This window comes from Ignavibacteriales bacterium, assembly GCA_026390795.1.
In the GTDB taxonomy this organism is placed as follows: domain Bacteria; phylum Bacteroidota; class Ignavibacteria; order Ignavibacteriales; family Melioribacteraceae; genus Fen-1258.
On sequence record JAPLFG010000001.1, the window covers coordinates 252,674 to 265,160 of the forward strand.

Below are 12,487 nucleotides of genomic sequence, written 5' to 3' on the forward strand. Positions count from 1 at the left end.
ACTAATTTTGAATTTTTATCTTTTGACCAGTTTTGACACGGTCGTTTTTCAAATTATTCCATGCTATTAAATTAGAAACATTCACATTATAATTTTTCGCAATAGTCCAGAGGGATTCACCTTCTTTAACTACGTGAATTGACTTACCAGAATTTTTCTGATTTTGTTTCGAAACTGCTTTTCCGTTTTGAACAGATGCCGGTTTACTTATGATCAATGATTGACCTTTTATAATCTTACTATTATCGAGGTTATTCCATTGCAGAATTTCCTTAGTGGTGACATTGAATTTATCAGCAATTGCCGAAAGAGTTTCACCAGATTTAACTTTATAACTGCTCGTATTCTCTTTTGATTTAGTAGATTTAGTCAAAGTTACATTCGAGGTATTTTTAGATCTTGCTGTTTTTGAAGAAGGATCCACATCAGAATATATTTCGATTGTTTTACCAAGTACGATATTGTTGTTTCTGAGATTGTTCCAGTTTTTAATATCGTCTACGGAAACCTTAAACATTTCCGCGATTGATCCAATCACATCACCTTGCTTGACAGTATAATGAAGAACATTTGCTTCTTTACGAGTTGTATTGTCTCCAATAGAACTTGCATCTCTACCATGAACAAGCAAAACATTCCCGGCGATTAATTTATTTGACGAAAGTTTATTCCATTTTCTCAATTGTGCAACAGAAACGCCAAATTTCATTGCGATCTTACCTAAGGATTCACCTTTTCTGATTTTATACTTTGAAGTTTTTCCGCCGGTATTTGCAACTCTTTGTCCGGATCTTGAATCATCTGAATTTACAAATAGAATACTTCTTTTTTCACTTTCACTCATTTTGTCAATCGAAGAGAAATAATCAACTTTATTTTTAGATACAAAAATTGCCAGTTGCTGTCCAACACGAACTGTTGAAGTATATGGTAAATTATTCCAGTTTCTAATGTCAGTAACACGGACTTTATACAAGTCCGCAATATCCATCAGATTATCTTTGCTCTTTACTGTGTACTTAAGTACTTCCATTCCTTCAGGTACAAGATATTTTACAGAATCACCTAACATTTCTTGGTAGATCTTTGAGAATTTACCATTATCTGTGTTATTAGTTAATTGCAGTTGATACGAAGGATTCAGATCTAAAGTTTTAATTTCTTCTTCAAGAGCAGGAAGTACGTCTGTGTTGACTGCAAAATCATCGGCGTTAAAATTAGAAACCGGAATTTTGATTTCTGTCCCTACTTTAAGCCGTCCTCGTACAGAAAGATTATTTGCGTCTGCTAAATTTGAAATACTTATATCATATTTAGAAGCAATATCGGATAATTTTTCGCCATGTTTAACTGTATGAGTAACGAACTGAATTTTAGCTTCATCTGGTATATCTTTCAAATTTTGTACAAATGCATCGTATGATTTTGTAGGAACTCTTAATGGGTATCCTCCATCATAATTTTGGGGAGTGCAATTTTGAGTTAATTCTGGATTCATATCACGTAATAAATCAACGCTAATACCTGCACACTTTGCTAAGATGTTAAGATCTATAGCTTCATTAATTTTATGAATAGTATATTCATGTGGTTTCTCAAATTGAATATTTGTAAAACCGTACTGTTCTGGTCTGCTTGCTATCAAAGTAACTGCAATATATTGAGGAATATAATTCCTGGTTTCCTTTGGCAGATAAGGGCGAATTTCCCAGAAATCGCTTGAGCCAGCTCTTCTCATTGCTTTACGAACTCTTCCCTCTCCGCTGTTATAAGAAGCAACTGCCAAATACCAATCGCCTAAAGAATAATAAAGATCACGTAAGTGTCTAGCAGCAGCATAAGTCGCTTTTTCAGGATCGCGTCTTTCATCAATGGCAAAATTAATATTAAGATCATACAATCTTGCAGTACCGCGAACAAACTGCCACATTCCTACTGCTTTGGCCCATGATCGTGCATTTGGATTGAGCCCGCTTTCAGGCATGCTCAAATAAATTAACTGCTGCGGAACCTTTTCTTCAGAAAATATTTTAGCCATTAATGGAAAATATTTGCCTGATCTTGAAAGCCAGCTTTCTATGTAATGTCTTCCTTTACCAGTGAAATATTCGATATATTTTTCAACATAACGATTGACTTCCAAAGGAAAGTCTCCAACTACTACAATTGTGGTTGGTCCTTTATCAACTTTTACATTAACACTATCGTTTTCCGGGATAACGTCCGGTATTTTCTTATTCATCCATTCTTCTAATGCGCCAATGGAAGCGTTCTCGGGTAACTCATCTAAACTTTCAATATACTTCTGATAATCTTCCACAATCGAATTTTCTAGTTGAACATAAGTTGAGTTTTCTTCAATTGCATTATAGTAGCTAAGTTTATTAATTGTTGATAAAGCTGATTCATAGTAATTCAGAGTCTCAATTTTAAAACCTAATTTTTGTTGATATAGTGCGTTGACATAATCTCTACGCGCACTTTCTAGCATTTCATTTATTCTTGAGGGAGTTTCAACAACCTTGAGTGTATCTTGTATTGCCGGGGTAGTGTTTTTAACATATGACTTTGAACTGCTGCATGAAGAAGTAAAAATAGTAATAGAAATTAATATTGGTAAGATTAGCAGTTTTTTCACGCTGACTCCGATTGCTTTAATTTTGGACGCAATTTAATCTCTAATAAACGGATTGTCAAGTTACTTTATGATATCAATATACTTTAGTGCTTGTAATTAAAAGAGTTAGGTTTTAAAAATATTACAATGGGATATTACAATGCTTCTTTTTGGGGTTTATATCAACTTTTGTTTTTAGTAGTTGGAATGCTTGTATAATTTTAATTCTAGTCTCTCTTGGAATAATAACTTCGTCAATATAACCACGTTCCGCTGCAATGTATGGATTAGTAAATTTTTCTACATATTCTGCAAGTTTCTCGTTCAATTTCTCCTCATGATTTTTTGATGCTGCGATTTCCTTCTTGAAAATTATTTCGACCGCACCCTTCGGTCCCATCACAGCAATTTCCGCACTTGGCCATGCAAAATTAAAATCACCTCTTATATGTTTCGAATTCATTACATCATAAGCGCCGCCATATGCTTTACGAGTGATAACTGTAACCTTAGGAACCGTAGCTTCACAGAAAGCAAATAGTAATTTTGAACCATGTCTAATAATTCCATTCCATTCTTGCTCTGTACCTGGTAAAAATCCGGGAACATCTTCAAGAATTAAGAGAGGTATACTGAATGCATCGCAGAAGCGAATGAAACGCGCACCCTTTACAGATGAATTTATATCAAGCACACCCGCTAAAATTTGCGGTTGATTTGCGACTACACCTACTGAGATACCCCCTATTCTGCCGAATCCAACTATAATGTTTTGTGCATAATTTGCATGAATTTCAAGAAAATCACCATCATCTATTAGAAGAGAGATTATTTCTTTCATGTCATAAGGTTTATTAGGAAGATCCGGAATGATTGAATCTAATCTGGTGTCAGTTAAATCCTTTGTAAAATCAAATTCTTTTATCGGAGGAATGTCTTTCCAATTTAAAGGTAGAAAGCCAAACAATTTTCGGAGGTTTTCAATTACTTCTACTTCACTATCATAAACAAAATGTGCAACACCGCTCTTAGACGCATGGGTCTCTGCACCACCGAGATCTTCAAAACTTACTTCTTCATGCGTAACTGTCTTAACAACATTTGGACCTGTAACGAACATATGGCTTGTGTGTTTTACCATGAAAACAAAATCAGTAATTGCCGGAGAATAAACTGCGCCGCCCGCACAAGGTCCTAGTATTGCAGAGATCTGCGGAATTACTCCGGATGCTAATGTATTGCGAAGAAATATATCTGCGTAGCCGCCGAGACTAACAACACCCTCTTGAATTCTCGCTCCCCCGGAATCATTTAATCCAATTACTGGAATACCAATCTTAACTGCCATATCCATAACTTTGCAAATTTTTTCTGCATGGGTTTCCGAAAGTGAGCCGCCAAACACTGTAAAATCCTGGCTAAAGATTGCAACTTGTCTTCCATTGATTTTAGCAAACCCGGTTACTACTCCGTCACCAAGATATTTTTGATTATCCAATCCAAAATCATATGAACGATGTTTTACGAACATATCTAATTCTTGAAATGTACCCTCATCAACTAACAACTGGATTCGTTCGCGAGCTGTTAGTTTTCCTTTATCGTGCTGAGATTTTATTCTATCTATTCCGCCGCCAAGTTGCGCTTCTTCTCTTAACTTTTCCAGTTTGCTTATTTTATCTTTCATGAATGTAAATCCGATTTAGATAGAAAGAGTGGCCATTTTTTGAGATTCTACTTGCTTAAAAGTAGTCAAGATTTTTGTCCGGATCATTTCGAAAGGATCTGAAGTAAATGTTGATTCATCGCGTTCTGAGGAAAGATCAATATCACTTTCAGAAATGATCTCACCCGGATCGTTTTTCATTAAATAAACTTTATCCGTTAAAAATAATGCTTCTGTAACATTTGAAGTTGCTAGCAAAAAAGTAACGCCCAGAGTTTTGTTTATTTTTCTTATTAGCATAAGTAATTCATTTTTAGTCTTATTGTCCATTTCACTAAAAGGGTCATCTAAAAGAATCGCACTAGGATTATGGGCAAGAGAGCGTGCTAAAGAAATTCTAAACCGAAAACCAAGACTACGGTTGTGACACTGAAATGAGTTGTATCCTTCTAATCCGACTATATTGATGAGAGATTGAATTTGTTTCTCATCGCATTTATTCAATCCAAATTTTACGTTTTCATATACATTTAACCATGGAAAAGAAGAAGGAGCCGTTGGTATTAAAATTATTTTTTGAGATGAAGGATTTACGATATCGCCAGATGTTTGTTCTTCTAATCCGGAAATTATTTTTAATAGGACAGATTTTCCAGATCCGTGTGGTGCAATAAGAGAAGTGATTTTTTTATCGGGCATATTAAAAGTGATTTTACTTAAAACGGGTGTATTAAAACCAGCATCCGTTATAAATTCTTTGGAAATATTTTTTATCTCAATCATTTTATAATGTCCAGTGAATGAGTCTTTTGGTAATTAAGCCAATTAGATAGTCACCAAACCAGATCAATAAAGAAATCATAATTCCTAAAACGAACAGACCCGTAAAATCATTGTAGGCAGAAACTGTACGGTAAATTGTGCCTAAGCCGTAGGAGTTGCCTATAAATTCATAGGTCAATACTACTCCCCAAAGGTAATAATGAATTCGCTGCATATATTTTGAGAGAGTTGGAAGAGTAGCTTTCCAATATACATCCTCGTAAATATCATATGAAGTTAAACCGAGATTACGGGCTACAAGAATATATTCTTCATTTACATTTTTTGATTCTTCAAATAATTTCTTCGAAATCAAGAATGCTGCAATAATAAAAGTAAAGAAGAACTCTCCAAAAAGATTGCTTGGAAACCAGAAATTAAAAAGCAGAGCAATAAAGAAAATCGTTAAATACCTAAAAAAACTTAATGAGCTGAATGAATTCTTAATCTTGATATAAGATTTTAGATATCGGGTATAACCCATATAAAGATGAACCCAGCAGCTAATCAATGCAAGATAGATAATTGTCGTTGTGGTTGTAAATGCAAATACCAGATTATAATCGCGCCAGATATGGACGAATGATTCGAACAGCAAAGTCGGTTTTGGGATAATCTTATTGATTGGTAGAATAAATTCAAACAAAACAATGTAGATAAACATTAGCCATGCAGAGACTATCAGATTATTTTTAATCGTATTATTTTCTTTTATCATAACAGTTGAGAATTTATTAAATGATTTCTTGTATCAATATATCCATTGCTTTCGGCTAAATCAAATTAAGTCGATTTCAAAAAAAGATTAAACATTCGTTCATACCGTATAGTAGAATCCGAATCATGCCCGGGATAAATCACTGTTTCATCTGGTAAGGTAAGCAACTTATTCTTAATTGAATCAATTAATGTATCATAGTCTCCGCCCCACAAATCAGTTCTGCCAATATTCTCTTTAAACAAGACATCACCGGTAAAACAAACATTTTCATCCTTAAAGTAAAGACAAAATTCTCCCGGCGTATGCCCGGGTGTAAAAAGAAATTTTCCTTTAAGGTCACCCATTGAAAATTCAATATCTTCAGTGATGAATTGATCCGGCTTAGGAGAAGGTGTGAACTCGACACCATAATTTTTAGCAGTGTCTATCATCAAATCCAACATGAAAGCATCTTTTTCAGGAGCTAAGTAGACCGGGTTATATTTTAATCTGATATGAGCATTTCCAAAAATATGATCGATATGGCAATGTGTATTAATTAGGTAGGTTAACTTTATGTTATTCGAAAGAATAAAATCATCTACAACCTTTCTTTCTTTCGTATCATAGCAGCCTGGATCTATGATAGCGCCTTCTTTAGTTATTTCATCCCAAATTATGTATGTGTTTTCGTAAAAAGGACTGAAAACGAAACGTTGGATTTGTAACATCTATTCCTTTGAAAAATTATTTTTGGTTCGGGTAAATAATTTATGAGTGTAGTTAGAATAATTCTCTTTTGTTTCTTCAATTGAGTCGCCGCCAAATTTTTGTAAAACAAACTTTGCAAGAGTCCAAGCAATCATAGATTCAGCAATAACTGCACATGCCGGTACCGCAACAAAATCACTTCGCTCTCTTCTAGCTTCAACTTTCCTCATTGTTTCTAAATCAATGGTTTCCAATGGTGTCATCAATGTTGAAATCGGTTTCATTGCACCGCGTATAATTATCGGTAATCCGGTAGAAATGCTGCCCTCAATTCCACCGGCACGATTTGTTTTACGCGAGAATTCTTTTCCCTTAAGTTTAATTTCATCATGAACATTTGAGCCGAAAAGATTGGCAGACCCGAATCCCAATCCTATTTCTACTCCTTTAACCGCTTGAATAGAGATAATTGATTTCGATAACTCGGCATCTAGGCGTGAATCATAATCAACAAAACTTCCTAGTCCAACCGGAACACCGGTAGCCACAACATAAAATGTTCCGCCAAGTGTATCGCCGCGTTTCTTGGCAAGTTTAATTTTTTTTATAATCCTCTTTTCTTGAGATTCTTCCAGAACTCTAACACTACTTTTGTCTGAGAGTTTATTCAATTTATCAGCCGAAAAAGATTTGGGTAACAGGCACTCAAACAATTTTGTCGAGAAATTTATTTGAGGATAAATACCGCCTATGCTTTCGACAAAACTACCGACCTCAATTCCAAATTCTTGTAAAAATATTCTAGCAACTGAACATGCTGCAACCCGTGCGGCAGTTTCCCGAGCACTCGAACGTTCAATTGAATTTCTTATATCGTTGTAATTGTATTTTAATGTACCATTTAAATCTGCGTGACCCGGTCTTGGAATTGTAATTTTCTCAACTGGCTCAATTGGCATATCAACACTCATTATTGTACCCCAATTATCCCAATCTTTATTCTTTATAAAAATTGAGATTGGTGAGCCAAGTGTTTTATTGAACCGCACTCCGGAAATAATTTCGGCAGTGTCTGTCTCAATCTTCATGCGGAGACCCCGTCCATATCCTCCTTGCCGTCTTCGCAATTGGTCGTTAATATACTTTTCAGATATAGTAAGATTTGATGGAAAACCGGAAACTACTGAAATCAATCCTTTACCATGAGATTCGCCGGAGGTGACATAGTTGATCATAAATTTATTCTTTACTTAGTTTCAGTAAATATAAAAAAAGCGCCCAAATGTTTGGACGCTTTTTTTTACTTGGACTAAGATTTATTTATTTCGGGATTTCCAATCCGACCAGTCTAGAATTACCTTGATCATCAACAACTTTGAGTAAAACAGCTTGACCTTTCTTTTTATCAATGATGGAAGTTAAATCCGTGACCGAATTAATTTCTTTTTTATCGGCAGAAACAATTACTAATCCAGTTGCTAATCTTTGATTAAAAGCTTTTCCGTAATTTTTAACTTCGGTTACAACAACACCATTCTTTACTTTGTACGAATCTCGTTCTTCTTCAGTCATATTACGGACTGTCAATCCCAAGGCATCGTAATTCATTTCTTTTGAGTCAAGGTCTTTTCCCTTTTTAAGTTTATCTAAAGAGACAAGTGTTTTTGAATCTTTTTCATCACGTGCTTTCAAAGTCACATTTCGTTCAATAGTTTTACCATCACGGAATACAGTAAGCTTAACAACAGTTCCAGCTCGTTTGGAAGCTACATATGACTGCAATTCGTTCGGTTGATTTGTAACTTTATCATCAACTTTAAGAATTACATCACCTTCTTTTATATCAGCTTGCGATGCCGCTCCGCCTTCTACCAAGTCCTGAACAAGAACACCACGCGGATCACCAAGACCCATTGCTTTTGCGGTTGCGGGATCTACTTCAGTAATACTGACTCCAATATAACCTCTGCTTACTTTCCCGTTTGCAATTAAATCGTGTGCAACAGATTTAGCAAGATTAACCGGAATTGCAAAACCGTAACCGATGTAACTTTGTGTCATACCGTTTGTTGCAATTGCAGAATTGATACCAATTACAGCACCATTTAAATCTACAAGAGCACCGCCGCTGTTTCCGGGATTAATAGCGGCATCTGTTTGAATAAAATCTTCAACGGCATATCTATCTTTATTCATGTTGATGCTTCGGCTTGTTGCGCTAATTATTCCGGCTGTAACTGTTGATGCAAGTGAAAGTGGATTACCAATTGCCATTACCCATTGTCCAACTTTAATGTTATCGGAGTCTCCAAAATAAGCCAATGGTAAATCCTTAGCATCAATTTTAATCACTCCAAGATCTGTAAGAGGATCTGTTCCAATTACTTTTGCATCAAAAACTCTTTTATCATGAAGAGTAACAGTAACTTGTTTTGCATCCTGGACAACGTGATTGTTTGTAAGAATGTAACCATCATCAGAAATTATAATACCGCTTCCCCCGCCTTCCTGTTCTTGGGGCATCTCATTTCCGAAAGGTAATTTGAAAAAGAAATGGTATGGATTATTATCCTGGTCGGCTTTAACTGACGAGACTACAGTTATTTGTACAATTGATGGAGTAACCTTTTCGGCTACTTCAACAAAAGCATTGTTGAATGCACTGGCATCGGCATTCAATTGAGCTACAGGTGGTTTATCTGCCCCGATTTTTACATCTCCATAACTTGGACGAACCCACCCGAAGCCGGAAACGAGTACGGCTCCGAATACAACTCCGATGAAGATTAGTGTGGCAGTGCCTATTAAGTTTTTCTTTCGCATATATTTATCTCCTACTATTATTAACAATTATGATTTTTAATTATCCTTATTTAAGCTTTCTTGATCTTTGGTCAATTTATTTAAAGGTACCATATAATATGTTTGACCATTGAAATGAAATGGTGTTGCACCATTTGGTAACTTATTCGAGAAGTCTTTCAAATTATTTGGGAAAGGTGGTAATGTAACAAGCGGGCTTTCCTTTTTTATTTTATCTATTTCTTTTTGCATCATTTCAATTAGCTTTCCTTGTTCTTTTACAAGTGTTTCCAGCGTCTCGATACGTTTTAAAAACTTTGCAGTCAATTCATCTTTTTCTTTGTCTTGTCCAAGAGCGGAATTCGAATAAAGAATAAATATTCCAACTAACCCGATAAGACTAACGATTTTAATAAAATCATATTTTCCCATGGCTAATTCCCCTTGTTATCATGCTAATTTAATTTTAGAGATTTAAGACCTTTGAATTCATGAATGTGATATGATAAAAAAGATTCCAGCATTTTAATTATCCCTTTCAAATCTTCTTCTTTGCAAAGAATATTATTTTGTTTGGAGTTTAGACAAAGTAGCAGATTAAAAAGTTCCTCGTTAAAATCATAATTTGTCAAACGATCATTCCTGCACTCACTGCACATCAAGCCGGCTTCATAATTAAAAGAGACAGGTCTCTTATGATCGATTTCATTACCGCACACATTACAAAGTTTCGTTTGAAATTCGTAACCAATTTCTTTCAAAAAAAATAAAAAATATTTGGCAAAAAGGATTTTAGGATTGACATTGGATGAATTCAAAAGCTCAAAGATTCTTACCGTGCCTTTAAATATTTTTTTACTATGCTCATTTTCAAGAGTCATGTTTGATAAGAGCTCTATTACAGCCGAAGCAGAAACATATTTTTCATAGTCATCGCGGATTGACAGATAATGTTTTGTTAGATCGACCTGACTAACCAATTGAACTTCGCGTGTATCTTTTTTATAAAGTACCAGTTGCAGAAGATTCATCGTGTCTATAAGCGATCCAATTTTCGATTTCGGAGAGCGAGCACCCTTAATTATCGCAGAAATTTTACCAAAATCTTTTGTATAAAATTGTGCAATTCTGCTTGTGTTGCCAAAATCAATTTTGCGTAAAACAATTGCTTCTGTTTTGATAATTTCAGACATGTAAAAAATCAAATGGTGGTTTGTGTATTCCTTTTTCTGTAATAATAGCGGAGATAAGTGCATTTGGTGTAACATCAAAAGCCGGGCAGTATGCCGGAAAATCATTTAGAGTAATTTGAGTGGAACCAATATGTGTTAGTTCTTTTTTATCACGCAGTTCGATCTTAATCCCATCTCCGTTCAAACATTTTTTGTCTATCGTTGTGGTCGGTGCAGCTATGTAGAACGGAATTTTGTGATAATGACAAAGCACTGCAAGATTATAAGTACCGATCTTATTGGCGGTATCTCCGTTTATTGCTATTCTATCAGCACCGGTTAATACAAGATCAATTTTATTTTGCTGCATTAAAAAAGCAGCTGTTGAATCTGTATTAATCGAAAATGGAATTCCATACTTATGCAGTTCCCATGCTGTTAAACGGGAGCCCTGAAGAAGCGGACGGGTTTCATCAGCATAGACATGTTCTACAAATCCACTTTCAAATGCTTTTCGAATGACATTGAGCGCTGTTCCATCTCCACCTGTAGCTAAAGCGCCGGCATTGCAATGAGTTAGAACTCTAACTCTCTGTGTAAAAATATTTAATCCGTTTAATGCAATCTGTTCACAGATCAAAATATCTTCATTATGAATTGATACTGCTTTTTTTACAAGTCTATCATAAAGATCATCTGAAACTTGATAATGACTATAAACGCTTTTCATTTCATTTAAGGCAAAAAAGAGATTTACCGCAGTCGGACGTGTGGATGCTAATCTATCAAAAGCATCTTCAAAAATCCTAGTCCATTTTTTTTTAGGAATATTTTTTAAGGAAAGCGCCAATGCATATGCAGCGGCTACTCCGATTGCCGGAGCTCCTCTAATTTCCAACCTCTCAATAGCAATAGCAATCCTCTCGTAATCATCTGAAACCAGAATTTCTTCTTCTAGAGGAAGCTTCGTTTGATTTATGAAGTGGAGTTGTTCTTCGATAAATTCAACTGCACGGATCTTTTTCATTTTAACTAAAAGTTGACAACTCTCTAAATTCGATGAACCGGTTTCGAATTTCAAGAAAGCTCAAATTTTCCAATCCTCTGGTTGAAAACTTTTCGACACAGAATGAAGCCATAACGCTGCCATACACAACGGCTCTTTTCAGATTATCAAATGAGAAGTCTCGGTTCTTCTGTAAATACCCGGTAAAGCCGCCTGCAAAAGCATCACCGGCACCGGTTGGATCAAAAATATTTTCCATTGGATAAGCCGGTGCGGAAAAAATCATGTTATTACCGAAAAGCAACGCACCGTGTTCACCTTTCTTGATTATCAAATATTCCGGTCCCATTTTAGAAATTATATGAGCAGCTTTTATTAAATTAGGTTCGTTGGCAAGCAGTCTGGCTTCTGAATCATTTATAATTAGAACATTAACTTTTGGCAGCACGTTTAATAAATCATGTTTGGCCCCTTCAATCCAAAAATTCATTGTATCGCAGACAATAAACTTCGGGTTTTCAAGTTGATCGAGAACGATTGATTGCAGCTGAGGTGCAATATTTCCAAGAACTACAAAACTGCTCTTTTTACTTTTTGCCGGGATCACAGGATTGAATTTTTCAAAAACATTTAGGTTAGTGAACAAAGAATCTCTCACATTAAGATCGTAATGATATTTACAGCCGTAACGGAATGTTGTAGCACCGGCTACAATTTCTAATCCTTCTAAATCAATATTGTGATTCTCCAACATCTCAATATGTTCTTTCGGAAAGTCATCGCCTACTATTCCAACAATTTCAATTGGTCCGGTAAAATAACTCGCAGCAAGAGCAATGTATGTGGTTGAACCTCCTAATGCATTTTTAACTTTATCAAATGGCGTCTCGATATCATCGAGTCCGATTGAACCAACTATTAAAAGTCCCAATGTTTCCTCAAAGAATTATTATGAAATATTCTAAAGAAATATAAAGAAATAGAAGCGAAT

General features: G+C 35.3%; 11 protein-coding genes. All 11 read right to left on the reverse strand.

The window, feature by feature from the left end:
• Position 1 precedes the first annotated feature (1 nt).
• The 11 genes from NTX65_01035 to NTX65_01085 all read right to left on the reverse strand — a co-directional run bounded on the left by NTX65_01035 (position 2) and on the right by NTX65_01085 (position 12,427).
• Positions 2 to 2,638 (reverse strand): LysM peptidoglycan-binding domain-containing protein, encoded by a 2,637-nt coding sequence (locus tag NTX65_01035; GenBank protein ID MCX6167897.1) that lies wholly within the window; start codon positions 2,636 to 2,638, stop codon positions 2 to 4.
• Positions 2,639 to 2,759: 121 nt separating this feature from the next.
• On the reverse strand, positions 2,760 to 4,304 hold the full coding sequence (locus tag NTX65_01040) for an acyl-CoA carboxylase subunit beta (protein ID MCX6167898.1): 1,545 nt from the start codon (positions 4,302 to 4,304) through the stop codon (positions 2,760 to 2,762).
• Positions 4,305 to 4,319: 15 nt separating this feature from the next.
• Positions 4,320 to 5,066: an ATP-binding cassette domain-containing protein gene (locus NTX65_01045; GenBank protein MCX6167899.1), complete on the reverse strand. Its 747-nt coding sequence runs from the start codon at positions 5,064 to 5,066 to the stop codon at positions 4,320 to 4,322.
• Between the two features lies 1 nt (position 5,067).
• Positions 5,068 to 5,823 carry a hypothetical protein gene (locus tag NTX65_01050; protein ID MCX6167900.1) on the reverse strand — a complete coding sequence of 252 codons (756 nt, stop codon included), beginning with the start codon at positions 5,821 to 5,823 and terminating at the stop codon, positions 5,068 to 5,070.
• A 65-nt stretch (positions 5,824 to 5,888) separates the two neighbouring features.
• The gene (locus NTX65_01055; protein ID MCX6167901.1) at positions 5,889 to 6,536 is read right to left on the reverse strand and encodes an MBL fold metallo-hydrolase; all 648 of its coding nucleotides are present in this window, start codon (positions 6,534 to 6,536) and stop codon (positions 5,889 to 5,891) included.
• On the reverse strand, positions 6,537 to 7,751 hold the full coding sequence (gene aroC, locus NTX65_01060) for a chorismate synthase (protein ID MCX6167902.1): 1,215 nt from the start codon (positions 7,749 to 7,751) through the stop codon (positions 6,537 to 6,539).
• A gap of 85 nt (positions 7,752 to 7,836) precedes the next feature.
• Entirely contained in the window at positions 7,837 to 9,339 is a 1,503-nt protein-coding gene (locus tag NTX65_01065; GenBank protein ID MCX6167903.1) for a Do family serine endopeptidase, read from the reverse strand.
• 36 nt (positions 9,340 to 9,375) lie between these two features.
• Entirely contained in the window at positions 9,376 to 9,750 is a 375-nt protein-coding gene (locus tag NTX65_01070; protein MCX6167904.1) for a hypothetical protein, read from the reverse strand.
• A 23-nt stretch (positions 9,751 to 9,773) separates the two neighbouring features.
• Positions 9,774 to 10,511 (reverse strand): DNA repair protein RecO, encoded by a 738-nt coding sequence (recO, locus tag NTX65_01075; protein MCX6167905.1) that lies wholly within the window; start codon positions 10,509 to 10,511, stop codon positions 9,774 to 9,776.
• Positions 10,504 to 11,517 (reverse strand): S-methyl-5-thioribose-1-phosphate isomerase, encoded by a 1,014-nt coding sequence (mtnA, locus tag NTX65_01080; protein ID MCX6167906.1) that lies wholly within the window; start codon positions 11,515 to 11,517, stop codon positions 10,504 to 10,506. Before mtnA ends, recO begins: the two co-directional genes overlap by 8 nt.
• 1 nt (position 11,518) lies before the next feature.
• Complete coding sequence (locus tag NTX65_01085; GenBank protein ID MCX6167907.1) at positions 11,519 to 12,427, reverse strand: PfkB family carbohydrate kinase; 909 nt, start codon at positions 12,425 to 12,427, stop codon at positions 11,519 to 11,521.
• Positions 12,428 to 12,487 lie beyond the last annotated feature (60 nt).